At 53.5% G+C, this 26,431-nt stretch carries 18 protein-coding genes and 3 pseudogenes; 15 read left to right on the top strand and 6 right to left on the bottom strand.

What is annotated here, in order from left to right:
* Nucleotides 1-3 precede the first annotated feature (3 nt).
* A complete protein-coding gene (locus G7090_RS11185) occupies nucleotides 4-1,596 on the top strand; it encodes a carboxylesterase/lipase family protein (RefSeq protein WP_166182443.1) in 1,593 nt (530 codons plus the stop codon).
* 37 nt (nucleotides 1,597-1,633) lie between these two features.
* On the top strand, nucleotides 1,634-2,380 hold the full coding sequence (locus G7090_RS11180) for an SDR family oxidoreductase (RefSeq protein ID WP_166182442.1): 747 nt from the start codon (nucleotides 1,634-1,636) through the stop codon (nucleotides 2,378-2,380).
* Nucleotides 2,381-2,453: 73 nt separating this feature from the next.
* Here the strand turns inward: G7090_RS11180 and G7090_RS11175 are convergent, their stop codons facing one another.
* Together G7090_RS11175 and G7090_RS11170 are read right to left on the bottom strand one after the other, a co-directional pair.
* Nucleotides 2,454-3,794 (bottom strand): glycoside hydrolase family 10 protein, encoded by a 1,341-nt coding sequence (locus G7090_RS11175; protein ID WP_166182441.1) that lies wholly within the window; start codon nucleotides 3,792-3,794, stop codon nucleotides 2,454-2,456.
* Between the two features lie 324 nt (nucleotides 3,795-4,118).
* Nucleotides 4,119-7,919, bottom strand: coding sequence for an NAD(P)-binding protein (locus G7090_RS11170; protein WP_166182440.1), 3,801 nt, complete (start codon nucleotides 7,917-7,919; stop codon nucleotides 4,119-4,121).
* A gap of 805 nt (nucleotides 7,920-8,724) precedes the next feature.
* Between G7090_RS11170 and G7090_RS11165 the strand changes: the two genes are divergently transcribed.
* The 9 genes and pseudogenes from G7090_RS11165 (at nucleotide 8,725) to G7090_RS11125 (ending at nucleotide 17,058) form a co-directional block, all read left to right on the top strand.
* On the top strand, nucleotides 8,725-8,976 hold the full coding sequence (locus G7090_RS11165) for a helix-turn-helix domain-containing protein (RefSeq protein ID WP_166182439.1): 252 nt from the start codon (nucleotides 8,725-8,727) through the stop codon (nucleotides 8,974-8,976).
* A 2-nt stretch (nucleotides 8,977-8,978) separates the two neighbouring features.
* Nucleotides 8,979-10,298 (top strand): type II toxin-antitoxin system HipA family toxin, encoded by a 1,320-nt coding sequence (locus G7090_RS11160; RefSeq protein ID WP_242685373.1) that lies wholly within the window; start codon nucleotides 8,979-8,981, stop codon nucleotides 10,296-10,298.
* 176 nt (nucleotides 10,299-10,474) lie between these two features.
* Nucleotides 10,475-10,852 (top strand): annotated as a pseudogene (locus tag G7090_RS11155) (YncE family protein); the annotation flags it as partial.
* A pseudogene (locus G7090_RS11150) lies at nucleotides 10,851-11,249 on the top strand (ArsB/NhaD family transporter); the annotation flags it as partial. The pseudogenes G7090_RS11155 and G7090_RS11150, both read left to right, overlap by 2 nt.
* A 12-nt stretch (nucleotides 11,250-11,261) precedes the next feature.
* A complete protein-coding gene (gene arsC / locus G7090_RS11145) occupies nucleotides 11,262-11,687 on the top strand; it encodes a glutaredoxin-dependent arsenate reductase (RefSeq protein WP_103793560.1) in 426 nt (141 codons plus the stop codon).
* Between the two features lie 174 nt (nucleotides 11,688-11,861).
* Complete coding sequence (locus tag G7090_RS11140; protein ID WP_000427623.1) at nucleotides 11,862-12,866, top strand: IS110-like element IS4321 family transposase; 1,005 nt, start codon at nucleotides 11,862-11,864, stop codon at nucleotides 12,864-12,866.
* Between the two features lie 276 nt (nucleotides 12,867-13,142).
* Nucleotides 13,143-13,772 (top strand): annotated as a pseudogene (locus G7090_RS11135) (YncE family protein); the annotation flags it as partial.
* Nucleotides 13,773-13,782: 10 nt separating this feature from the next.
* Nucleotides 13,783-15,777 (top strand): TonB-dependent receptor domain-containing protein, encoded by a 1,995-nt coding sequence (locus G7090_RS11130; RefSeq protein ID WP_166182438.1) that lies wholly within the window; start codon nucleotides 13,783-13,785, stop codon nucleotides 15,775-15,777.
* A 99-nt stretch (nucleotides 15,778-15,876) separates the two neighbouring features.
* Complete coding sequence (locus G7090_RS11125) at nucleotides 15,877-17,058, top strand: PLP-dependent aminotransferase family protein (RefSeq protein WP_106992853.1); 1,182 nt, start codon at nucleotides 15,877-15,879, stop codon at nucleotides 17,056-17,058.
* Nucleotides 17,059-17,099: 41 nt separating this feature from the next.
* Here the strand turns inward: G7090_RS11125 and G7090_RS11120 are convergent, their stop codons facing one another.
* Both G7090_RS11120 and G7090_RS11115 read right to left on the bottom strand, forming a co-directional pair.
* Complete coding sequence (locus G7090_RS11120; RefSeq protein ID WP_166182437.1) at nucleotides 17,100-17,936, bottom strand: alpha/beta fold hydrolase; 837 nt, start codon at nucleotides 17,934-17,936, stop codon at nucleotides 17,100-17,102.
* Between the two features lie 91 nt (nucleotides 17,937-18,027).
* Nucleotides 18,028-19,416 (bottom strand): MFS transporter, encoded by a 1,389-nt coding sequence (locus G7090_RS11115; protein ID WP_166185234.1) that lies wholly within the window; start codon nucleotides 19,414-19,416, stop codon nucleotides 18,028-18,030.
* Nucleotides 19,417-19,538: 122 nt separating this feature from the next.
* Here G7090_RS11115 and G7090_RS11110 point away from each other — a divergent pair, with 122 nt between their 5' ends.
* Complete coding sequence (locus G7090_RS11110; RefSeq protein ID WP_166182436.1) at nucleotides 19,539-20,447, top strand: LysR family transcriptional regulator; 909 nt, start codon at nucleotides 19,539-19,541, stop codon at nucleotides 20,445-20,447.
* A 44-nt stretch (nucleotides 20,448-20,491) separates the two neighbouring features.
* Here the strand turns inward: G7090_RS11110 and G7090_RS11105 are convergent, their stop codons facing one another.
* Complete coding sequence (locus tag G7090_RS11105; protein WP_166182435.1) at nucleotides 20,492-21,469, bottom strand: nitronate monooxygenase family protein; 978 nt, start codon at nucleotides 21,467-21,469, stop codon at nucleotides 20,492-20,494.
* Nucleotides 21,470-21,618: 149 nt separating this feature from the next.
* On the opposite strand from G7090_RS11105, the gene G7090_RS11100 reads away from it, so the two are divergent.
* Entirely contained in the window at nucleotides 21,619-22,515 is an 897-nt protein-coding gene (locus G7090_RS11100) for a LysR family transcriptional regulator (protein WP_166182434.1), read from the top strand.
* Nucleotides 22,516-22,757: 242 nt separating this feature from the next.
* Complete coding sequence (locus G7090_RS11095) at nucleotides 22,758-24,161, top strand: ISNCY-like element ISKpn21 family transposase (protein WP_057061543.1); 1,404 nt, start codon at nucleotides 22,758-22,760, stop codon at nucleotides 24,159-24,161.
* A gap of 28 nt (nucleotides 24,162-24,189) precedes the next feature.
* Here G7090_RS11095 and G7090_RS11090 read toward each other — a convergent pair whose 3' ends face one another.
* Nucleotides 24,190-24,822 carry a hypothetical protein gene (locus G7090_RS11090; RefSeq protein WP_001567369.1) on the bottom strand — a complete coding sequence of 211 codons (633 nt, stop codon included), beginning with the start codon at nucleotides 24,820-24,822 and terminating at the stop codon, nucleotides 24,190-24,192.
* Nucleotides 24,823-25,168: 346 nt separating this feature from the next.
* On the opposite strand from G7090_RS11090, the gene G7090_RS11085 reads away from it, so the two are divergent.
* Nucleotides 25,169-26,392 (top strand): MFS transporter, encoded by a 1,224-nt coding sequence (locus G7090_RS11085; protein ID WP_242685372.1) that lies wholly within the window; start codon nucleotides 25,169-25,171, stop codon nucleotides 26,390-26,392.
* Nucleotides 26,393-26,431: the final 39 nt, after the last annotated feature.

Below are 26,431 nucleotides of genomic sequence, written 5' to 3'. Positions count from 1 at the left end.
ACTATGAAATTCCTCACCACCCCATTGCTGACTGCCGTAGCGCTAATTGTTAGCGCTACGAGTTTATTCAGCGCGTCTGCTCTGGCAAACAACGCCACACTGCGCGAAACCGCTTCTGGCCCGGTTATCGGCACGGAAAAAGAAGGTGTTATATCGTGGCTAGGTCTGCCTTATGCCGCCGCCCCGATTAAGCAACTGCGCTGGCAACCGCCGCACGCCGTTGCATCCTGGACCACACCGAGGACAGCCAACACGCTGGCAAGCCAGTGCGCGCAAAATGCCGATCTCGGTGATTTTGCAAGGGCTGGTGGCAGTGAAGATTGTCTCTATCTCAACGTTTATCGCCCTGCTGAACTGAAAGATACAGATAAGAGGCAGCCTGTTTTTGTCTGGATACATGGCGGTGCACTGCAGGTAGGTCAGGGGGGAGATTATGATCCTTCCAGACTTGTCAGACAGGGACAATCCATCGTGGTCACGCTGAATTACCGTCTGGGTACCTTTGGCTTTCTGTCCGTGCCAGGCCTTGATATGGAGGGGCATGAATCGGGTAACTACGGACTAATGGATCAACAGGCCGCGCTGCGTTGGGTACAGAAAAATATATCTGCATTTGGCGGCGATCCCTCAAACGTGACCATCGCCGGAGAATCTTCAGGGGGCAATAGCGTCATGGCGCACATTGCCGCGCCAGGTTCAGCGGGGTTATTTCAGCATGCAATCTCCATGAGTGGTGCAGCCATTATGTCTCGCTATCCGGCTTTCGGCGCGCCACGTCCTCTTAGCGTGGCGCAGAAGACGGGGTCAGACTTTGCCCAAGCGCTGGGTTGTAGTCCTGAAGATAGTGCCTGCCTGCGTGCGGTTCCGACGCGGCGGGTACTGGATGTGCAGGGTGCCTATCTGCATAACCAGCTCATCATCGATGGCCGTGTTATCCCCGTCCATCCTGCAGATGCCTATATGAGCGGCAACATTAATCCTGTCACGCTGATTAACGGCACAACGCGTGACGAAGGCCATTTCTTTGTGGCCTTACCTGAATTAACCCATGGAAAGCCTCTGCAGGCAAAAGACTGGCCCGAGTGGGTCGGCCACCAGTATGGCGAGACGCTGAAGTCCAGGGTCCTGGCTGAGTATCCACTCAGCAATTATGAGAACCCGAGCGAAGCCTTTGCCGCCACGGTCACAGACAGCCTGTTCTCGTGCCCGGCGCGAGCGCTGAACCAGGCGCTTTCGGACAAAATTCCCGTATATGCTTATGAGTTCAGCGATCGTACAGCCCCATCTTATATCGGACCGACGACATTCCCCCTGCTTGCGGCGCATACCTTTGAACTGGCCTATCTGTTTCCAGGATTCCATGGCGCAAGTACAACCCGTACCAAACTGAATCCTCTACAGGAAAAGTTATCGGCCGACATGGTGAGCTACTTTGTGGCGATGGAAAAAATGACATCATGCAAAGACGCATGGCCTCAATTCCGCTCGCAACGCGATAACTACATGACCTTCGCCTTGCCCACGGGGACGATGGTGTTGGGACGTTTCTCAGATGATCATCACTGCGCATTCTGGGATCAACAGGGCATCTATTGACCGTCATTTATTCAACAGACCACAGAAGGAAACCATCATGAAAGACAACATCAAAGATAAAGTCATCGTTATTACTGGCGCGTCAAGTGGTATGGGCGAGGCGGCCGCGCGCCATCTGGCGCAAAAAGGCGCCCGCGTTGTACTGGCCGCCCGACGCGCTGATCGCATCAAGGTTATCGCTAATGATATTAACGGAGAGGGAGGTGAGGCGCTTGCAATGGTGACGGATGTTACCAGCCTGGAGGACGTTAAAAAATTGGTCGATACCACAGTGGCTAAATGGGGACGGATTGATGTGCTCATTAATAATGCCGGCGTGATGCCGCTTTCTTCCCTTGATCAAGCGAAGGTGAATGAATGGGATCAGATGATTGACGTCAACCTGAGAGGGGTACTGCACGGTATCGCTGCGGCTTTACCAATAATGAAAGCCCAGAAATCTGGTCATATCATTAATACGGCTTCGGTTGCCGGCCATCTGGTCTTTCCTACCTCAGCGGTCTATTCAGCCACCAAGTTTGCGGTACGAGCCTTAACTGAAGGCTTGAGAAACGAAGCCAGTGCCTGGAATATTCGCGCCACGATCATTTCACCGGGAGCCGTATCAACGGAATTACTTGAACATATCAGCGATAAGGATGTGCAGGCCGCTAACCAGGAGTATGTCAGTAAGGTGGGCGTCCCCCCTGAGACCTTTGCCCGGATGGTCGCGTTTGCCATCAATGAGCCGGAGGATGTGGGCGTTAACGAAATTATTTTCCGTCCAACCGCTCAGGAACTGTAAGAGAGGGGATGTTTATAACGAACCCTCTCAGACCGGGAGGGTTCGACTAATGACTATTATCTTCTGGCAGAAACTACGACCCCCAGCGGGTTCGCAGATACCGCACCGCCTCCTGCGCCTGGGGCTGATTCAGGTTGTTCTCTCGGAACAGGATAGTGCCGTCGATCTGCGGCTCGGATTCGTTCAGATCCAGCTGTTTTTTCAACTCCGGCACGCCACCTTGCACCGTCCAGTCGGGCTCCTTGCTCGACGGCTCGCCCACCTTATACAGCGCGACACCAATGTAGAGCCGGGTATGGGTTGGTTTCACCACGCCAGCCCACCATTTCGCCAGCACGTCATAGCGCGCCGCATCGCGGGAAAACGGCCAGTAGATCTGCGGGGCGATGTAGTCCAGCAGACCCTGCTGCACCCAGCGTCGGCTATCGGCGAAAGACTCGTCGTAAGCTGCGGCACCCCGGGTATCGGACCCGGCCGGATCGTGAGAGCGGTTACGCCATACTCCTGCCGGACTCACGCCAAATTCAACGTTGGGATTGATCTGCTTAATGGTCCGCGACACCTGGGTAATCAATTGTTGGGTATTATCACGTCGCCAGTCAGCTTTCGAGTCAAAACTCTGCCCATACTGGCGGTACGTCTGGTTATCGTTGAGCGTTGAGTTCGGGGATTCCGCATAGAAGTAATCATCGAACTGCACGCCGTCCACCGGATAGCGCGATACCACTTCCGCCACGATGCTGGTGATCCATTCCCGGGCTTCCGGAATACCGGGGTCGAGGACATAGCGATCGCCTGCGGTGCGGATCCACTCCCGATGCAGAACAAACACGCTCGGCGGGTTGAGCGACAGGGTACGGTTCAGCTCCGCGACCGTGCCGGGCCGGGTATTGGTTGTCACGCGGTACGGATTAAACCAGGCATGGACCTTCATCCCACGCTTGTGCGCTTCATCGAGCATAAACTGCAGAGGGTCGTAGCCCGGATCCTGACCGATTTGGCCGGTCAGCATATCCGACCATGGCAAAATCTTTGATGGCCATAACGCCGTGCCGTCCGGTTTGACCTGGAAAAACACGGTGTTAATCCCGAGACTTTTCAGGTTATCCAGCTTATCGGTCAGGGCCTTTTGCTGCATGGCGATCCGCGGTGCGGCAGGGCGACCGTTCACCGACGCCAGCGGTGGCCAGTCGAGACGAGAGACGGTCGCCAGCCAGACGCCGCGCACCGGCTCATGAGGTCCTGTTTTATCCGGCAGGGGCTGTTTAGCGACCGGCGGAAGCGGGGTGACCAGTGATTTGGGTGGGGTAGAGCTGCAACTGACCAGTAACAACGCCCAGGCGATCAGCGCGCCGGAGCGTTTAAGGTTGGTAGCAAGCTGAGAATGACGTGAGCAGGCGATGATAGACTCCATTTCTACAGTGTGTCGCCGGGAACATTTATTTTGGTTCTATTCGGAGGTAAGTCAATCTCAGCGAGGGGGGGGCAGATAATAATCATCCCGATTTTGTTGCGCTATTCTTACCGGCCGTTGGCTGGTGGCCTCATAACCGAGCCACATCACGGATCAAACTATCTTATCAATAGTTACAACATACAATGCTGTTATTACATTATGGCACCTTAACATTGTGCCCGTTGACCGTAGCCTCGCAGAAAAGCGGGGCCGTTTGCGACCGACGTAGGATCAATACGTTAGCGCAAACGGCGACGGCTGAACAGGTTAATCATCTTACCGTCAGGAAACAGAATGCCGGTAAGCTGACCCCCTGACTTTCTCAACGGCGACTTTCCCGGCGATAAACGCATGGTCCGAATTGTAGTATTCCCATTCGCTGTAACGTCCGGCGAGGGTGATGCCATGCAGCAACAGCCATTTGCGGATCGTTTCTACGTTCTCCTTCCTGCTCTGATCGTAAATCACGTAGGCGTAAGGGATGTCGATTTGGTTGGCGGTGATAATCTCATCCTCGGCCGAAATGATCCCGGATTCGATGCACTCCTTAATGCAGCGGTCGATCAGCGCCTGGCCATCGACCGGCAACGGTTTATCCGGTGAGTAACTGATTTCGCAGGTCAGGCCGCAGCTGCCGGGTGGACTGCAGAAGGGACTGGCGTTGCCCTGAACAAAAATGCGGTGGAATACCGTCTTACTGGCGTAGTAGATCCAGTGTTTGTCGGTAAGATTGTCGCGGCCAATCCCCAGATTGACGCAGCGAACCGAGACGTGGCGCAGGCCTTTCGCTGCTTTACGGACTTCTGGCGGCACCTCATCCCCCATCAGGCGAATCAGTTCCGGCAGCACCAGGGTGCTGATCATCCGTTCATAGCGATACTGCCGTCCGTCTGCGAGGGCAACAATATGCTGATTGGCGTAAATTTTACTGACTTCAGCCCCGGTCTCGATCCGGCCTTTGATGTGCGGCAGGAACCCGTTCATCAGCGCCTGGAAACCACCCTGTAGCGGATAACCGAAGCGGGCATTTGGCCCCATCGGCTTCGCAGTCTCGTTCAGGGCACCCTCGATAATCTGCTCCAGATCGGGCAGGGGGACGCGACCACCCAGCCAGGATGTCTCCATTTCCGACAGCGGTACCGTCCAGAGCTTTTTGTTGTAAGGAATGGCGAAATGCCGGGCGATCCCCTTGCCCCACGTCTCATAGATGAAGGCTTCAAAACTGTCTTTACGGGGGGCTTTTTCTGCCGGATCGGCGCTGATGTAGTCCGGCACCGCGCCATCGGCACAGCAGTCGTGGTGATGCTTACCCTGACCGGTTTTCTCTGTGCAGTTCGTCATGCTCTGTACGTCAGAGCCTGTTCCGTAGCGCGCCTCGATAGCCCCCAGAATGCACTCTTTAACAACCGTGGCCGGCAGACCGTAAAGCGATCCCTGGAACGGGTAGCGGGTATAGACGCCGTCGGTATAGACCCAGGCTTCGCGGATCTGCCAGTGGATATTGTCCCCCAGTAACGTCTTGTACAGCGCCAGCACCTCTTCGTCCGCGGAAAACATAATGTGGCCCGCATAGTCGAAGGTAAAACCTTTGTCCTGAATCGAGCGGCAGAGCCCTCCAACCGTGGTATTGCGCTCAAGTAACGTCGCCCCTTCACCATAGTGATAGGCCGCGCTCAGGCCGGTAGGCCCGGCCCCGAGGATCAAACACTTTTCGGTTTCCGTATGGGCCTGTTTCGCTGGTATCAGGCGTAAAACCGGCTCGGAAGAGGCGTCCTCCGGGTTGCTATCCGCTGCATTGACCGTCGCAGCGGAGGCATCCAGATAGTGTGAAAATGCGCTCTCAATCAGCTCGTGCATGCTCTGCACGGTTTTATCCCAGGAGGTGCTGGCGATAATACGCTGCATCATCTGCTGCTGCGCTTGTCGGGTCTCTTCCGGCAGCGCCAGCGCCTGTTCACAGGCGGCGATAAACGCTGACTGGTCGTGAGCGACGGCTACCACGTGGCTATAGGGTTTTTCGACATCGGCAATGGCGGTGCTCACCACCGGAAGCTGCGCGGCCATGTATTCGAGCACTTTTGTCGGGCTAATAAAACGCGTGGATTCGTTCAGCGCGAACGGCATCAGGCACACATCCCAGCCGGCAAGAAACTGGGGCAGCGCCTGATACGGCTGCATGCCGGGATAATGGATGTTGCTGCGTCTGGGCAGGGTGGCGGGATCGATCTTCACCACCGGGCCGACCATCACGATCTGCCACTCCGGATGTGAATCCGCCAGGGCGGCAATCAGCGATAAATCCATCCGTTCATCAATGACCCCGTAATACCCCAACCGCGGATGCGGAATGTCGTCCTGCAGCGGATGATGATTCCCGCGATCCAGTGCCTGTTCAAAATGGACCGCATCGACGCTACTGGCAAAACAGTGAATGTTCGGGTGACGTCCTTTTCTTGCCTCATACAGGCTCGGGCCGCCGGTAAAGACAATATCCGCCCGGGTCAGGAGGGCTGACTCACGCTGCAAAAGCTGGCGGGGGGCTTTCTCAAAGGCGGCGAGCTCATCCATGCAGTCGTAAATCACGATTGCCGGAGTAAATACCTTCAGCAGCGGAAGCGCCATCGGTGTATAGAACCAGACCACCGGGGTTTCGTCCGGCTCCCGAAGCTCTGTCAGGAGCGTTTCCAGAAAAGCAATCTGCTCGTCATGGAATCCTGGCGTCGTTGACGGGGTGTGCGGCTGAACCACGGTGACGTTCGGTGCGGGCCGGGAGAGCTTCAGCTCAGGTTTGTCCGCTGAATACAGCGGCTCTTCGATAAAGACGATGTGATAGTGCTGGGCAAGACGTGTCATCAGATGCTGTGGACGCTGAAAGACAAAGTCCCAGCGCAGGTGACTAAACACATAGATTTTTTTCATATCTGATACCTCTGTGCCGTTGCAGGTAAAGGCGCCTGATGGCTGTTGAAAATATTCCAGCCGGGACTGGGTTTGCTTAAGCGCGCGTGCATAAACGGTATTAAGATGTCGCTCTTTATCCGGGGAAATGTCCCATAAACCGCAGTGATGCCAGACGGCATTATTTTCCCAGTCGGGGCGGTCAATAATGGGGTAAAGACAAATTCCGGAGAGCTCAACGCCCGCCAGCTGAGCCTGAGCCACCTCAGAGGCGACGTCGTTAATCCAGGCTCCACGTCCACTGCCAACATGGCTTGTTTCGGCAAGCAGAATAGGGCGGTGATAGCGTTCATAAAGTTCCTGCAACATCTCGTGTAATCGTCGTCGTCGGCGATCGCCAAGATGCCAGGGAAGGCGCTGGTTGTTTCCCGTTATCCACTGGTTGTCGTGGTAATAATTGGCCCCGATCAGATCCAGATAACGCGGGTGGCCACCCAGCTCTGGCTCATGCCGTCCCGCTAACATGTCCCACGCCTGGAACTGCGCGGTACGCAGTGCCTCGGTTTCCTCTTTGGTCGTGGGGTCGTCGTCGGGAGAAATCAGATGAACAATTGGGTCACAGTGCAAAATTCTCGCCCGGGGATCGGCCGCCCAGATGGCATCGCAGCCAGCCAGGGTGGCGCGAACCAGTTGCCGTTTGATTTGTATACCGTTTATGTCTGCAGGAAGGGCGGCAGGAAACAGGCCCACGGCAATACCCCAGGCGGTGAAGGAGATTTCGTTGACCGGGGAGTAGACCGGCGGCTCCTGATACCAGGGGCGCAAGAAGGCGGCCAGCGCGCCGCACAGCCGGGCGAAACGCGCCACAAATTCATCTGAGAAAAAATCGACATCGTCTGGCCAGCCGTAATGACAAATCGTCCAGCAAATCTGGATACCGTTCTCCTTTGCCGACACCATTTTTGCGGTGACAGTGCTAAAATCGTAACCGCCTGATTTATCAGTCAGTCGCCAGCCAACGCTCTCTCTGACCGTGGCGATATTAAAAGGGCTAAGCGCCCTGTAATCATCGTGATGTCTGCTGTCATGGCCCGTTTCATGATCCATGGATAGGGCATGACCCTGCCGTGTAACAAAATCCGCACCCTCAAACCCCGCCTGCCAGAATGAGTGAAAAATAGGCATCTCACTGCTCCCGTATGGATAGTGCTAATCAATAAAAAACAAACCGGCATGGTATTTAAATGGGAAAATTAATTATCCCTTTCAGGATTCAATACTCGGCACAATAATAAGAACCTCACTACGTTTTACTTCAAGTCCAGGCATATTTATCCCCTCCACTTATTTGATTAAACGCGAAACAGAGTCAAAAAAAACCACCCGGAAGTACCAGGTTTGTTTCAACATCCCTTGCAGAAATAAGTGCGAACCAGATTTACCGCTCTCTTATCTTTAAATCATAGACGGGAACGCTGATGAACAGCGGGGTCTTTTCATGGGGTGTCGGCTTCGGTTTACAAAAAGATGATTAAAATCATTGGTGGATAGCGATGCTTTTTTTACATGTCACGCTTCGGTTAAGCGACATTATTTTTTATTGTCCGCGTAAAGTATTAGATGCCGGTACGTTAGTTTCCCGTCACCGCGTGTTTTACACGCCTGAATTAACGGACCGGCAACTCAGCCTCTACGGTTAATTATTTTTGGCGGGCTCTAATTACGGGGTGAATATAAAAACAAGAACCTTCTAAGCGCAATAAATAAACTACTGCAATATAAAAGCTATTTGTAGTTACAACATACAATACATCCTCTTTTAAAGATAAACCTCAGCATAGTGCTCATTAACAAAGTCTGGCAGAACAACAGGGCGGGAGCGGACACGTATCCTTTACAGAGGATAAATTGCACTTAACCCCTGAAGGGGTTATTCTCATTTTATCCCCTGTAGGGGATTTTCTCTAAATATCCGCTATGGGGGATAATCATGAAAGTGACATCAGCAGACGCTCTGGCACAGGCCGTCCGGGATCAGCGTAAGGTCAATAAGTTAACCCAAACGGCGACGGCTGAACAGGTTGGCATCAAACAAACCACCGTATCGGATTTCGAGAACAAACCGGGCTCAACCAAGCTGGAAACCTTGTTCAAAATTCTCGCGGCGCTGGATCTGGAGCTGCACTTGGTGAAACGCGGTGCTTCGCTTCCGGATAACAACGCCTGGACGAAGGAGTGGTAAGGGTGCGCGCACAACGTCTGACTGTCGCGATGAATGGCGACGTAGTGGGTACGCTGCATCGTGACGGCAGCGGGGCGATGTCATTTCAGTATGCCCCGGAGTGGCTGGCAGAGCCCGGTTCACGCGGAATTTCCCTCTCACTGCCGCTGCAGCACAGCAGGATCAAAGGCGCGCAGGTCTTTAATTTTTTCAGTAACCTGCTGCCTGACTCCGAGGCGATTATTGCCCGGATGCAGGCCCGTTTCCAGGTTGAGACCGCCCATCCCTTTGATCTGCTTGCCAGCGTGGGGCGGGACTGCGTCGGCGCTATTCAGCTCTATCCGCCCGGGCAGGAGATCCCTCCGGTAAAGAATATGGTGGCTGAACCGCTGGATGACAAGCAGATTGCCGCGCTGCTCGACGGATATCAGATGGCACCGCTGGGGATGACAGAGGAGGGGGCCGATTTCCGCATTTCGCTGGCCGGGGCGCAGGAGAAAACGGCGCTGCTGTGGTATCAGGATCGCTGGCAGCGGCCCCAGGGCAGTACCCCAACCAGCCATATCTTCAAGCTGCCGATCGGCAGAATCGAACAGAACAACATCGACCTGAGCGAAAGCTGCGAGAACGAATGGCTGTGCCTGCGCATCGCAAAAGCCTTTGGTTTCCCCGTTGCGCATGCCGAAATGGCGCGGTTTGGCGGCAAAAAAGTGCTGATTATCGAGCGTTTCGATCGGCGCTGGGCCCGTAGCGGCTGGCTGATGCGTCTGCCGCAGGAGGATTTTTGTCAGGCCCAGGGCGTCTCACCGGCGCTGAAATATGAGTCGCATGGTGGGCCCGGGATCGCCGACGCCATGAAGCTGCTGCTTGGTTCGCGCCTGGCGGGACAGGATCGCGAGATGTTCTTTAAGACGCAGATCCTGTTCTGGATGCTGGCCGCTATTGATGGCCACGGTAAGAATTTCAGCCTCTTTATTGAGGCGGATTCCTCATTTCGCATGACGCCGCTGTACGACGTGATCTCCGCGTTTCCGCTGTTCAAGGCCGGGGGGATCCCCATCAAAAAGGCCAAGATGGCGATGGCGTTGCAGGGTAAGAACCGGCAGTACCATTTTGCGATGATCCAGCCGCGTCACTTTATCAGCACCGCGGCCTTTGCAGGTTTTTCGCAGGAGGCTGCCCGCCGTTTGATGACGGAGATGGCCGAGCGCACCGACGAGGTTATCGCCTCCGTCAGGGCTGAACTGCCGTCAGATTTCCCGCCGCAGGTGAGCAAGGCTATTTTCGACGGTCTGGCCAGCCAGGCGGCAAGGATAGGGCGTTTCAATGGGTTGGCCACGTAATCTCAAGGGATATCAGTACCAAAAATGGTAGGTAATTGAGATATATTTACAATTGTAAATGATATTTATTTTCATTATCATTTTTCTTTACGTAAGCAACTGTAAAGAATAATGACATGAAAAACGCCTCTGCCGTAAAGAACAAAACCCTGTGTGCCCTCGCCATTTGTCTGGCTATGCACTCTGGCTCGCTATTCGCTAAAGAGTTCACTGAGAAGGATTTTCTCGTCCAGCCGCTGGGGCCGGGAGTCTATGAGCTGGCCTATGATAAAGGCCAGAATACCCTCTATGCCGCCTCTGCACCCTCGTTTGATAAAGACAAGACGGCAGGGCTGGTCTTCCAGCTGGCGGCATCCACGCTGAACATTGAACACCAGATCCCGACCGAACGTCGCACCTTTGCCGTCGCGCTGGATCAGGAGCAACACATTCTCTATCTGGGCAATGCCCTGGAAGGGTCGGTCACGCTGCTCGACACGCGTAACAATAAGGTCATCAAAACGATCCAGCTGAGCGACGATTCAGATCCGAATAAGAAAGCCCACGTTCGGGAATGCCGGGCTCACGGAGTATCTGTCTGGTGTACTGAACCTGCTGGCAGAAAAGGGGTTATGGGCAGCAACGTTCGGCACCGGCTTCCTGACCGCGTTCCTGTCGTCGGTGATGAACAATATGCCGACGGTGCTGATTGGCGCGCTGTCGATTGACGGGAGTACGGCGACTGGCGTCGTCAAAGAGGCAATGATTTATGCCAACGTGATTGGCTGCGATTTAGGCCCGAAAATCACCCCGATTGGCAGTCTGGCAACCCTGCTTTGGCTGCATGTGCTTGCCCGGAAAAATATAACGATCACCTGGGGTTATTACTTCCGCACCGGCATTATCATGACTCTGCCCGTGCTGTTTGTCACTCTGGCCGCGCTGGCGTTGCGGCTTTCCATCACTTTGTAATGAGATAAAGATATGAGCAACATTACCATCTATCACAACCCGGCCTGCGGCACTTCACGCAACACGCTGGAGATGATCCGTAACAGCGGTAACGAACCGACCATTATTTATTATCTCGATACGCCACCGACCCGTGATGATCTGATTAAACTTATTTCAGATATGGGAATTACGGTGCGTGCATTGCTGCGTAAGAATGTTGAGCCTTATGAACACCTGGGCCTTGATGAAGAGAAATTCAGTGATGAGCAGTTGATTGATTTTATGCTTCAACATCCGATCCTGATTAATCGGCCGGTAGTCGTTACGCCGCTTGGCACTCGTCTTTGCCGCCCTTCAGAAATAGTGCTGGATATTCTACCTGAAGGTCAGAAAGGAGCGTTTACCAAAGAGGACGGCGAAAAGGTCATTGACGAAACGGGGAAGCGGGTTAAGTAACCTGTTTTTTTCGTCTCATTTTTATCGTATTCGGGTGTCTGTCTGTACCATGCAGACGCTCGCTTTTTGTAATGCCAGCTAAAGAAACAGGCTTAACGTAGGATATTTAATGAGATGGTCACTCCCTCCTTCCCGGTACTATGCTGAGGACAGGCTTTCATTCGGAGAACTATCATGGAAAACATTGCGCTCATTGGTATCGATCTGGGTAAAAACTCTTTCCATATTCATTGCCAGGATCGTCGCGGGAAGGCTGTTTACCGTAAAAAATTTACCCGGCCAAAGTTGATCGAATTTTTGGCGACATGCCCCGCTACAACCATCGCAATGGAAGCCTGTGGCGGTTCTCACTTTATGGCACGCAAGTTGGAAGAGTTGGGGCATTCCCCAAAGCTGATATCACCACAATTTGTCCGCCCGTTCGTTAAAAGCAATAAAAACGACTTTGTCGACGCCGAAGCTATTTGTGAAGCTGCATCGCGTCCGTCTATGCGTTTTGTGCAGCCCAGAACGGAATCTCAGCAGGCAATGCGGGCTCTGCATCGTGTCCGTGAATCCCTGGTTCAGGATAAGGTAAAAACAACCAATCAAATGCATGCTTTTCTGCTGGAATTTGGCATTAGCGTTCCCCGAGGAGCTGCCGTTATTAGCCGACTGAGTACCATTCTTGAGGATAATAGTTTGCCTCTTTACCTCAGCCAGTTATTGCTGAAATTACAACAGCATTATCACTATCTTGTTGAGCAGATTAAAGATTTGGAATCCCAGTTGAAACGAAAGTTGGACGAAGATGAGGTTGGACAGCGCTTGCTGAGCATTCCCTGCGTCGGAACACTGACAGCGAGTACTATTTCAACTGAGATTGGCGACGGGAAGCAGTACGCCAGCAGCCGTGACTTTGCGGCGGCAACAGGGCTTGTACCTCGGCAGTACAGCACGGGAGGTAGGACGACATTGCTGGGAATTAGTAAGCGAGGTAATAAAAAGATCCGAACTTTGTTGGTTCAATGTGCCAGGGTATTCATACAAAAACTGGAACACCAGTCTGGCAAATTGGCCGATTGGGTCAGGGATTTACTGTGCCGGAAAAGCAACTTTGTCGTCACTTGTGCTCTGGCAAACAAGCTGGCCAGAATAGCCTGGGCCCTAACGGCACGACAGCAAACTTATGTAGCATAACGGCAGAAATACACCGGTTTAAAGAATTACTGATCTGGTTTTGCGAATACTGATATTGATGATACTAACGGCCCACCGGCCTGTTGAGGAACCTGTAAAACGGAAAGGCTCATTGAAGCCGTATATTTTCTGGAGGTTCATCAGGCGCGGAACTCATCAAGGCGCGGGAATAAAATCCCATTCAGACGCCGGATAGATTCAAGCAAGCCAACTTGTCGTCAAAATCGGTGTTGCAAAAACGGGAGTGACCATAGATTCCGTTTTCCAAGCGGACCCCGGGAAGTGGTGCTGGATAAGAAGCATCAGCGTCTTTATGTCTCCGGCATTGGGCGCAAAGGTAAAGGTTTGCTGTGGGTCGTGGATACACATAAGCAGGCGCTGGACAAGACGCTGGAAAAACTGGAGCCCGTCGGTTTTGCCGTGGATGGGGCAGGCGACAAGGTTTACGTTGTCTCCGGCGCCGGGGAGCTGATCACCCTGGATGGTAAAACCTCGCAGCCGCTTGCCCGCGTAAAAGTCGATCCTGCCGATCCGGAACATTACTTCCTCAACATCGCGCTCAACACCGCGAAAGGGGTGGGGTATATCGCGGACACCAACACCAAAGATGTACTGGTTGTGGAGCTGAATTCCGGCAAACTCCTGCACCGTGTCCCGACACCTAATTCCGTTGCCGTGCTCTACAACGCCGCGCGCGATGAAGTCTATGTCACCCATCGCAACGATCGTCAGATTAGCGTGATCGACGCGACCAACAACCGCCTGAAACACACCATTAAAACCGCGGCGATGCCTAACAGCCTCGCGCTTTCTGCCGATGCACGCACGCTCTACGCCAGCGTCAAGCAGGATGAGAAAGCAAATAACGCTGATTACGTGCTCAAGATTGATTTAACCCAGTTCTAAGGATCCTGTTGTGATAAAGCAAACACGCATGGCCGTGGCGGTTTCGCTCGCCCTGGCTAACCTGCCGGTGGCCGTTTTCGCCGCAGAAAACACCGCTGTGAACGAAGATGAACTGGTGGTAACCGCGACCGGTTTTAGCCAGGAACGCCGCGAAGCACCAGCGACAATCTCCGTGGTGAATGAAAAAGAGCTGAACACTCGCTCGAATCAGAACGTCACCGAAGCCCTGCGCGAAATGCCGGGCGTGCTGGTCGGTAACGGTCACGGCAGCCTGGCGACCGGCGATGTGCAGATGCGCGGGATGGACTCTACGTATACTTCATACATGGTGAACGGTATCAAACAGGCCACCCGCGAATCTCGCCCGTATGGACACCATATCGGCACTGAAGCCGCCTTTATGCCGCCGCTTTCCGCCATCGAGCGGATCGAAGTGATCCGCGGGCCGATGTCCTCCCTGTATGGCTCTGACTCCATCGGCGGTGTAGTAAACGTTATTACCAAAAAAGCCTATAACCTGGAGACGTGGACCGGAGTCCTGGAGGATAACTACTTTCTGCAGGAGAAGAGCGAATACGGCAATACCAACCAGACCAACCTTTTTTTAATGGGGCCGGTGATCCCGGGCAAGCTCGGGGTGAGTGTGGCTGCCGATTATCTCGATCGCCGAGATGATGACAGCATCAACGATGAACGCTTTGTGAAGCATCAGTCCGGGAATCTGGACGCGACCATCTCCATGTCGCCGACCGATACCCAGCTCTGGGATCTGAATGCCACCAAAGGCAACCAGGAGAAGACCCATAACGACAAGCAGTGGTACTGGGGATTTGATCGCGATGCGGCCTCGCTGTCGCAACATGCCTGGTATGGCGATATTCTGGAAGTGAAGAATTTCGTCAGCTACGAAAAAGCCAAAACCGAGTACCGCGTCCCGGGGATGTCATCGCAGTTTATTACCCAGAAAAACTACGAGGCCAACAGCGCCAACACCTTTACGCTGGGCGATCACAAGCTGACGCTGGGCGTGAACTTTACCCGCAACGAACTGGACGATGAGTTCGGTATCAAGGATAAAGAAGCCCCGGGCGTTACGCCGGTGAGTGAAATTACGCGCGACGGCTGGGCGGTATTTGCTGAAGATGCCTGGATGATCGTTCCGGACTTCACCCTGACCACCTCGGCGCGTCTGGATCACGACAGCTATTTCGGTTACCACGTCACGCCTAAGCTCTACGGCAACTGGACCATCGATGAAAGCTGGGCGCTGAAGGGCGGCGTCTCTGCCGGCTATAAGAAACCGGATCTGCGCCAGAATAACGAAGGCTTTACCAGCGTATACGGGGCTTATCCTTACTCGGAAATCGGTATCGGGAATGACGATCTGAAGCCGGAGGAGAGCGTCAACACCGAGCTGGGCCTGTACTGGCAGCAGGATGCGCTGGCGCTGGACGCGACGCTTTTCTACACCAAATTCAAGAACAAAATCAGCGACCATCTCATTTGTACCGCGTCGGACACGCAGAAGTGTACCTATAACGGGTATGTCGCCGATACCGTCTTCCAGTACGCCAACGTCAGCGATGCGCAGATCTACGGTCTGGAGCTGAACGGCGACTGGCAGGTTACCGCTTCCCTGAAAGCCAACGCCAACTATACGTACACGCACAGCGAACAGCAGAGCGGGGAGTATAAAGGCTATGCCCTGAGCGATTTCCCGGAAAGCATGGCCAACGTCTCCCTGACCTGGAACGCGGTGAATGATCTCGAGCTGTGGACCAAAGCCAGCTGGCGCAGCAGTTCCCCGGACATTGGCAAATCGAGCGAAACGGACGCCTACGCGCTGGTCGACCTGGGCGCGCGTTATCATCTGAACAAGAACGTGACGCTGATGACCGGCATCTATAACCTGTTTGATGTGAACCCGATCTATCGCACCTCTTACAACCAGTCTTCTATGCTGGAAGGTCGCCGGTATAACTTTGGTGCCCGTATCGAGTTCTGATCCCACTGCCGGAGCCTGCGGGCTCCGGTCTCTTCGGCTGGTTAAAACGTTCTACATGTGATACTTAAACTGGGATACAACAAACCAGGATAATAAAAGATGTCGCAGAACAAAATTGCCCACAAAGTACAAAACCTCCAGTCATCCGCGATCAGAGAATTATTAAAACACAGCAAGATGGAAGGGGTGATTTCACTCGGCGGGGGCATTCCCAATCCGGATCTTTTCGATCGTGAAGGGCTGGAACTGGCTATGGAGAAGGTGCTCTCCAGCACCTGGAAAGAGGCGTTTCAGTACGGTTTGAGCGAGGGCAGCCCGGAGCTGCGCGGTGCCATCTGCCAGTTGCTGAGCGGCAGGGGGATTAACTGCGGCGTGGATGACGTGGTGGTGACCTCCGGCTCCCAGCAGTCGCTGGATATTCTGGCGCGGGCGCTGATTAACCCGGGCGACATCGTGGTCGTCGAACGCCCAACTTATCTTGCTGCGCTGCAGGTGCTGCAGTTAGCGGAAGCTAACCTGATGTCGGTGGGGACCGACGGCGAAGGGATGATCATCGATGAGCTGGAAGCGCTGGTTAAGACCACGCGCGTCAAAGCCGTCTATATTGTGCCAACGTTCGGTAACCCGGGCGGCGTCACTCTGGCCGAGCAGCGTCGTAAGCAACTGGTGGAATTATCCCAGCGCTACGATTTCGTCATCATCGAGGACGATCCCTACGGTGAAATCAACTTCACCGATAAGACCTTCACGCCACTGAAAGCCTGGGCGGCAGAGATGGGCTGCAGTGATAACGTCATCTACACCTCCACCTTTTCAAAAATCCTCGCGCCGGGCGCAAGGGTTGGCTGGTTAGTGCTGCCGGACTGGATAAAGCGTCAGGTGGTGATCCTCAAGCAGGCGACCGACCTGCACACCAGCTCGTTATCGCAGTCGCTGACGTATCACTACCTGGAGAGCGGCCGCCTGGCCGGGCAAATCGACCTGATCCGCGAGGCTTATAAACACAAATGCCAGATCCTGTGTCAGCACGTAGAGAGTGAGCTGAGCGATCATCTGACCTTCCATAAACCGATGGGCGGCATGTTCCTGTGGGCGAAATTCAAATACGAGATGAACACCACGGAGTGGCTGAAAAAGACGCTGAACAACGGCGTGGTCTATGTGCCTGGGGAGTTCTTCTACTGCAACGAGCCGGATCATGCCACGCTGCGTATGTCTTACGTCAGCGTCACGGATGAGAACCTGAAAGAAGCAGTGGCGCGGTTAAAAGCCTCCCTGTAAGTTCCCGGAACGGGTGGCCCAGGCCACCCGTTTTTAACTTATCAGCTGCGAATAAATTCCAGTAAATCTTTGTTGATGGTATCTGGATGTGTGGTGTGCATCCCGTGCGGATAGCCCGGATACACTTTCAGGGTGCTGTTGCTGAGAAGTTCATCCTGGAGCAGGCTGGCGTTCTTGTAAGGCACAACCTGATCGTCATCCCCCTGCAAAATAAGCACCGGCAGGGTGATCGCTTTCAGATCGGCGGTCTGATCCGTTTCTGAAAACGCTTTAATGCCTTCATAGTGCGCCTTCGCGCTACCAATCATCCCTTGTCGCCACCAGTTCTGGATGGTGCCCTGCGAAATTTCAGCCCCGTCACGGTTAAAACCGTAGAACGGACCTGTCGCCACGTCGAGATAGAACTGCGCCCGGTTTGCCGCCAGCGCTTTACGGAACCCATCAAACACCTCAATTGGCGTGCCGCCCGGATTGTCTGGCGTTTTGACCATCAATGGCGGTACGGCGCTGATCAATACGGCTTTCGCCACCCGCCCCTGCGGTTGACCGTATTGCGCCACATATCGCGCCACCTGGCCACCGCCGGTGGAGTGGCCGACATGTACCACGTTGTGCAGATCCAGATGCTCAACAATGGCAGAGACATCGGCCGCGTAATGGTCCATATCATGGCCGTCGCTGACCTGATCGGAACGGCCATGCCCACGACGGTCGGAGGCGATGACCCGGAAACCTTCCGCTAAAAAGAACAGTAACTGGTTATCCCAGTCATCCGCGCTTAATGGCCAGCCGTGATGGAAGAAGATAGGTTGTGCATCTTTGGGGCCCCAATCTTTATAGAAGATACTGACATTATCTTTTGTGGTGACAAATGACATGGTAGACCTCTCGGGGAGTGAAAAAACCTGAGTGAAGTGGCTGAGCCGATACGTGACGACGAACAGCCGCTTAGAAGTCTAGTTGAGATAATTAGCGATTGCCTCCAAATGAGTAGTTCAGCGATTTGCGCAGTCGGCTCAGGCTGAACACCACCGATGCGACAGAGGCGGCGACGGCGATCCACAGGGCAATATTAACGGCTTCAGTCGACATAACGGCCAGCAGGATCCCGACCACCGCAGCGCCCAGGCACTGCCCAAACGTCCGCGCGATGGACAAGATCCCGGAGGCATAGCTGGCATACTCCCGGGAAACATTCGCCAGCATCTCCCGGTTGTTGGGGCTTTGGAAACAGCCGAACCCAATCCCGCACACCAGGCTACGTAAGCAGATATCCCACATGGCAGGCGTGGCGGGCAGCGTCGCCAGCAGGATCAACCCGACAACAAAAATCACCAGCCCAAGGGTGGAGATCAGCGGCGCGGAAAACGTATCGGCCCAACGGCCTGCATGGGGGGCAATCAGCACGATGCCGATCGGCCAGGGGATAAACAGCAGTGCGGACACGACAGGGCTGTAGCCATACACAGTCTGAAACAGGAAAGGCAACGCGATGAAAGTAATGCCCTGGCTGATAAAAGAGGCCAGCGATGTTAAGGCGGCGAGGGTAAAACGCCCATTGTGGAAAATGGCGGGCGGCAGTAACGGCGCGCGGACGCGGCGGATATGCCAGATAAACACAACCGTGCAACCCAGGGCGAGGAGCCCCCAGCAGAGCGCCTCGTGAGGGCGGGAAAAGCTGTTGGCCATCATGATCGTTGAACCCAGAAGCGTCGCCGACAGCACTGCTCCGGGTAAATCGAACCCAGCCAGGCCGGACGTGACGTGTCCCGGTAATGCCTTGCCTGCCAGCACCAGCGCGAGGGTTCCCGGAATCAGATTAATGGCAAACAGCCACTGCCAGCTCAGGATATCGAGGATGGTGCCGCCCAGCACGGGGGCGATCGCCGTACTGGACGCAATCAGCAGGGCGTGCAGACCCAGAACGCGCCCGAGCAGTCGCCCCGGAAAGACGGAGCGCAGGATCGCCGGGGCGATACTCAGTGTGGCCGCGCCGCCGATCCCCTGCAGAATGCGCATTCCGATGAGCATCTCCGGCGTTGTTGCCAGCACGCAGCCCAGTGATGTCAGGGTGAATGTCGCCAGGCCCGCCAGAAAAACAGGCCGCGTTCCGTAGCGGGCCGCAAACGCGGCGAAAATGAGCAACGTCATGGCCGCAGAAAGCAGATAACCGTTGGCGAACCAGACGGCAAGACCCGCGGGCACCTGCATGGCTTGCGCCATCGAGGGCAGGGCAATGTTAATCATCGTGCCATCGAATACGCCCATCAGCGTGGTCATCATCACGGCGATCATAACCCGGGCGCGCGCCTGGCCTGGCAGCCCTTCGTCACCGGGTTGGTTTGAAAATAGCGTCATCATCTGGAATCCTCGAGGGTGTTGAAATGAAGAAACTATATTCCTGGGGTATAGAGTGCGGAAGATGCAGCGTTTACACTTAATCATTGCACCGAACGCCTTATCTAAGCTCAGAGGTTCTCATGTCCGATCCTGATTTTAACTTGCTCGTCGCGCTCGACATTCTGCTGGCAGAGGCCAGCGTTGCAGGGGCAGCGCGGCGTTTAAACCTGAGCACATCAGCCATGAGCCGCACGCTCAGCAGGCTACGGGAAGTAACGGGGGATCCGATCCTCGTGCGGGCAGGACGCAATATGGTGCTTACGCCCTGGGCTGAAGCGTCCCGGGATCGCGCCCGGAACGCGGTGCATGAGGCGAGGGCGGTGCTGCAACCTTCAATGGAAACGCTTAACGTGCAAAATCTGGCGCGGTTTTTCACTATCAGAGCCAATGATGGATTTGTCGTCGCGTTCGGTCCGGCGCTGATTGCCGCCGTGGCTGAAGTGGCTCCTGACGTCTGCATCCGCTTTGCACCGAAACCTGAAAAAACATCCCGCTATCTGCGCGAGGGCCTGGTGGATCTGGAGATTGGCGTGCAGAGCAATATGGGCCCGGAAATTCGTCTCCAACGACTTTTTCAGGACAGATTTGTGGGTGCGGTTCGTAAGACGCATCCGCTGGCATCGTTACCCAGCATCGGCCTCAACGACTATGTCTCCTGGGGCCATGTGGTGGCCGCGCCTGACGGATCGTTACACGGGTTTGTGGATGATGCGCTGGCAGAGGCAGGGATGACGCGAAAGATTGCAAGCGTGGTGCCCGGATTTCCGACAGCGTTGTCCGTGGCGCTGGCGTCCGATCTTGTCGCCATGGTGCCGGCGCTCTATCTGCAAAACCCGCACATGACAGAGCAACTGCATGTTTTTGAGCTGCCCTTTAAAACCCGCACCATAACGGTATCGCAGATGTGGCATCCCAGAATGGAAAACGACCCCGGCCATCGCTGGCTGAGAGAGAGGGTGATTGCGGTGTGTCGGACGGTGGGACAGTGAATCCGCGCGCCGAATCGCACATCTTCGATTCGGCGCGCCAGACTTTAAACGTGCAGTTCAGCGACGACCTCAGCAACACTTTTCACGCTGCGAATGCTGCCAATGCCTGTACCGAGGGAGATATAGCCCTCGTCAGTATTGCCTTCAAGCATCCCCAGACGCAGACCACGTAATCCGCCCATCACCTTCGCCAGCTCCTCTTTGCTGGCGCCTGATTTATCCAGCGCCACCAGTTTGTCGGCCAGTTTGCCCGGCAACGAACGGTAGTAATCCGGCAGCGTGCGGAACAGGCGCATATCCAGTCCATTAGCGGCGATAATTTTGTCTTTCACGGATTGCGGCACGCGGCTTTCAAGGGTGCTGATAAATACCGAACCGGCAAACACACCCTGTGCGCCCAGGGCATGCGCGGCTCTGGCGGTTCGGTGATCGGTGATCCCGCCTGCGGCCAGGACAGGGACATTTTTCACCGCGTCGGCAATCAGCGGCACAATGGAGAAGGTGCCTAACGCAACGCCAGGCAAGGTGCCACCTTCATCAAATCCTGTCGCCACAATAATATCGGCTCCAGCGGCTTCCGCGTCCCGGGTGTTTTCCGGGGAAGGGTTGATATCCCGGTAGATGATTTTGATCCCTGCGGTTTTCAGCTCATCAAACAGGGCAGGGATAATGGAACCTTCGCCGTAGCCGGTGTAGACAACAGCATGCACCGCTTCCTCTGTGATGACTTTGACAATGGAAGGAGTCCAGATGTCATTTTCTGCCGTCGGGATCAGATTCACGCCGAAGGGTTTCTCGGTGAGCATTTTGGTTTTACGGATTTCTTCGCGCATTTTCTCGGCGGTCGCTTCCGGTGTTGAGACCGCGGTTTCGGCCGTTAATCCGGCATTTGGCCCGAGTACCCCCATACCACCGGCGTTACTGACTGCCGCCACCAGGCGGGCATCTGTCAGCCATGACAGTGGCCCCTGAATGACGTTTTTTTCAATCCCCAGAATATGACTAACACGTTGATTTTGCATAAGGCGTTTCCTTTAACTAAGACGGTCTGTAACTGGAATAGCGTTAGTCTACTCGCCGAATTTGTTCCAAAAAATAGCGAATATGCTTCATCACTTTTACAAAATCAGTAACAATGAGGGCGTTATCCACTACGGCAAAAGTGCGCGCTATGCAAATCAACGTTTACGAACTGATGCGGATCTTTATTGAGATCGTTGAGTCAGGCAGCTTTTCCCAGACATCAGAAAACCTGCAGATCCACCGGCCCGCAGTGACCAGGGCCATCAAGCAACTGGAACAGCACACAGGTGTGCGTTTGCTTCACCGCACGACCCGACGCATCAGCCTGACACCCGAAGGGGAAGAGTTTTACCGCAGCAGTAAGCCATTGCTGGAACAAACCGATAATTTATTAGGCTCTTTCGTTGCAGGCCGTTCATTGTGTGGCCAGCTTCGGGTGGATATGCCCGTGTCGATTGCCGCACAACTGGTGGTGCCAAAACTGCCGGATTTTTATCGCCATTATCCCGGGATTGAAGTGGTGCTGAGCAGCTCAGATCGGCGTAAAGATATGCTGCGTGATGGCCTGGACTGCATCGTGCGCGTCGGTCCGCTGGATGAAGGTGATTATGTGGCGCGATCGCTGGGTAAGATTAAACTGGTGACCTGCGCCAGCCCGGCATACCTGGCGGAGTATGGCGTACCTGAAACGCTGGACGACCTGCAGAATCATCAGGGCGTGAACTGGTTCAATGTTAACAGCCGACAAATTATGCCGTGGGTGTTTCAGTCGGCGTCAGGCATCGAGGAACTTAATCTGCCGGGGAAACTGGTGCTGGATAACTCTGAGGTTTATATTGCAGCGGGTCTGGCCGGGCTGGGGTTGTTGCAGGGCATGGATTTCTTTTTACGTCCGTATATCAATGATGGGCGTCTGGTCGAAGTGCTGCCAGGTCATCCGGTTCCGGCACGACAGTTATCCGTGCTTTATCCGCATCGACACATTTCACCGAAAGTGCGAGCCTTTACGCAGTGGCTGGAGACGGTGTTGAAGGCGCATACATAAGGATGTGAAAAGCGGAGGAGGAGAGAACCGTCCTGAATAGCGGGAGTTATTAAAGCGGTAAATGCCGGGCGTGGTACTGAGGAGATGGCTGACCTGAGTATCGCAATATCGCATTTAACATAATATACATTATGCGCATTGATGTTGTAATGGCTCAATAGTAATGTCCGCCTGTGGCTCAATTCAGATGTCCGCGCTATGGTAAGCTTCACTGGTCCGTTTAAACTACCGGGAGGCATATCATGAGCGCAGAAAGCTCAGGAGTGTTTACTTTGAAAGAGATCAACCGGATCAAGATTATACAGGACGTCATTGAACGTCGCATCACAACGCGCCGTGCGGCCGAGCACCTCGGTATCAGCGACAGGCAATGCCGCAGACTTCTTGCCCGTTACCGTGAAGGCGGACCGCTTGGTATGGCCAGCAGACGATGTGGCATGCGTGGTAACCGCCAGTTGCCACCCGGGCTCGCAGATCAGGCTCTGGAACTGATCAAGACGCGTTATGCTGATTTCGGTCCGACTCTGGCGCGTGAAAAGCTCGAAGAACTCCACGGACTGTTTCTTGGCAAAGAAACTGTCCGGCGCATCATGGTGCGGGCTGGCTTATGGGTTCCCCGTAAACAACGTGCCGCAAGGATCCCTCAACCACGGTACCGGCGTCCGTGTACTGGTGAGCTGATACAAATAGATGGCTGTGATCACGACTGGTTTGAAGGCCGTGGCCCGGCCTGCACCGCGCTGGTCTATGTTGATGATGCAACCAGCAAACTGATGGAACTGTTGTTTGTTAAATCGGAGTCCACGTTTTCTTACTTCGAAGCCACGCGGCGCTATATCGATAAGCATGGTAAACCGCTGGCACTGTACAGCGATAAAGCCGGTGTTTTTCGTGTTAACAATAAACACGCCACAGGCGGAGACGGGCATACTCAGTTTGGGCGAGCCATGCATGAACTGAACATCCAGACTATCTGTGCAGAAACCAGTTCCGCCAAAGGGCGTGTAGAACGAGCTCACCTCACTTTACAGGATCGTCTGGTCAAAGAGCTGCGGTTACAGGGCATTTGTTCAATGGAGGCTGCAAATGACTTCGCTGAGGCCTATATGGCTGACTATAACCGCCGTTTTGGCAAAGTACCGCGACATGATTTTGACGTACACCGTGCTGTAGAACATGATGAGGACCTGGGGCTTATTTTCACTGTTCGTGAAAAACGTAAAGTCTCAAAATCGTTGACGATACAATATGATAAAATGTTGTACCTGATTGAAGACAGCGAACTGAGTCGCCGTGCAATAGGTAAATATATCGATGTGTATCACTATCCTGATGGCAGAAAAGAGCTGCGCCTGAACGGTACGCTACTTCCCTACTCTACCTACGACCGACTGTCAGAAATCGACCAGGGCGCGATTGTCGATAACAAGCGTCTTGGCCGAACCCTGGAGTTTATCAGTCTGGTGCAGAGCAAGCGGGATAACACGCGCTCTCAGTCAATTCCCGCTGGAGATGGCCCTTCCCGACGACGGCCAAAGCAGGAAGGGAAGAAATCCCAGCGCTCACTGGATAATGATGACATGCTCGAAGCACTCAAACAGCTTCAGTCACGTTCAGAGGACATTTTTGGTAAAAGAGCCCGCTGATGGTACTCACTGGCCGGACAGTGGTTGCTCACCAGTTGATATTGTCCGGCCAGACCCATGATGTATTATTCATTTCGTTCAGCATCTTTATGTCCTGCTTTTCACGGGCATACTTACCCCATAATGAATGAAAAGAACGAACAATACTGATTAACTGCTTTTTTCTTTGCTCCGGAGATAGGCTGATAAAATAGCAGCACCTGCTGTCAATATTATCCTCAATGAAATTAAAATCAGAGTCTGATGCATATTTTACTGTTAGCATAATATCATTCGACGTTGTTCTCTCAGACTCTGTTAATGCTGATTCTATCAGGTATTCAAAGGCATACATGACAGACAGCTGGTTTTTGTCTGTCTGAATATAACCCATTGAGTTTCTGAGTATTGAGGACTGTACCAGGACCAGAGGCCATAAAAGCTCAACACCATAAAGCTTATATGTATCATGTTGATCATACTGATGTTGCTCAACACGACGATTACCTTCCCGTGCTTTACGAATATCATAGGCAAGGGATAACATAAATCCGTCTTTAACTTTAATCAGTGGGCTTTCATCCACGATGTAATGAATGAGTTCATGTAATTCATTCAGGGCTTCTGAATCTCCCCACAGTATAAAACCTGCATTGTTCGGCGTTAACTCGTATCGAAGCATGGGCTCAATCATCCTGTTGTTTCAGTCGGAGGAAAGTCTATCAGTAAAGAGAATGAGAGATCAAAGTGGTCATTTTAATTGAGCTGGATAACGGACATTTCAATTGAGCCTTGACAGATGTTTATAACCGCGAAATAGTCCTGTCTGCTCAGGACTAAGAGACTTAAGATGTCAGACACGTGAATTCGCCAACATGGGATTCAGACTCGCAGACCAGCTCGATGTTCATCTGGCCCAGGATACCGTCCGGTCGCGTCTTTTCTATATTTTGTAGGCTGTGTGAAATTACGCTGCAGACTATGATACTTGTTGCTGATCACCTGTCGTTTCCGCAAAGGATAACTGTATGACTGATGCGCACCCGGATGAAGAAATGATTAATCGGTCTGCCAGAAATGGCTGGCTGATCGTTTCCGCCCGCTTTATCTCCGATTTCGGCGCTTTTTTAAACATGGTGGCATTATCCACCTATGTATACGTGCTAAGCCAAAGTGTGATGCAAGTGAGTATTTTTCTGGCCTGTCGCGTTACCGGCGGAATTTTAGCAAGCTTGTTTGGCGTCCCTTATTTCAGACGTTTCACCGGACGCCTGCCCCTGGTAATACTGGATGTTCTTCGCGCGGCGCTGCTGGCATCATTATTAATTTTTCCTTATTCCGTACAAATCTATCTTTTGCCTTTTATCGCTCTGGGAATTGGCATAGGCAATTCGATGTTTGCAATTGGGCTAAACAGCCAGTTGCCATACTGGGTGGATGATTCCCGCCGGGTTGCGACTAATGCCTGGTTAACGTCAGCATCTGCGACCGGTGCGGTTACGGGTAGTATGGTGTCGGGTATTTTGCTGGCTGCAAACGGTTATGAGCTGGTATTCATCACCAATATTCTCACTTACCTCCTTGCGGGTTTATCTATTATGCCTTTACGCTTTCTGGTTACCCCGGCGGGCGTAGAGAAGAAAAATCAGCGTAAAGAGTGGAGTAATCTTGTTAAAGGGCTTAAAACAGCACCGCTGATGGCAGGCATGTTGCTGGTAACTATGGCTGATACTCTCGGGAGCGCTGCCCATAACGTAGGGTTTCCTGTCATTTCAGAGCTTCTGACGTCTGAATCGCCAGGAAAAACGATGGGTCTTCTGCTGGCAGTCTGGGCCGGTGGGAAATTTGCAGGTGCAAGAGCGGCAAATTATCTTTTGCTTAAGCGAGGGATACGAACTGAGCGTTTATTCTTTTATGGTGTGGCATTAATGTCGCTGGGGTTTATTTTAACGTTCCAACAAAACGCCGTCTCTCTGGCATTATTCTTTATTTTCTTCGCAGGCACTGGAGATGGACTTGCGGATGTTAGCCTCATCTCACGCATCCAAAGTGAAGTTGAATCATTAAGGCTACCTATTTTTAGCCTGATCACGCTCTTACAGATGACAGGTTTTGGTGTTGGAATGCTGATAGCGGCGCCCTTCTATATCTGGCTAGCCCCCTCAGTCGTCATTATTATTTTCCATGGAATTCCATTACTCACGTTGGCCTTTGTGTGGCTATATATCCGACGAAAACAGCGCTCACATTAAAATAAAGCCTGAGGATCCTCAGGCTTTATGTTCCACGCT

Source organism: Leclercia sp. 29361 (genome assembly GCF_011290365.1).
GTDB lineage: Bacteria > Pseudomonadota > Gammaproteobacteria > Enterobacterales > Enterobacteriaceae > Enterobacter > Enterobacter tamurae.
This window is presented reverse-complemented; position numbering and strand designations above follow the sequence as displayed.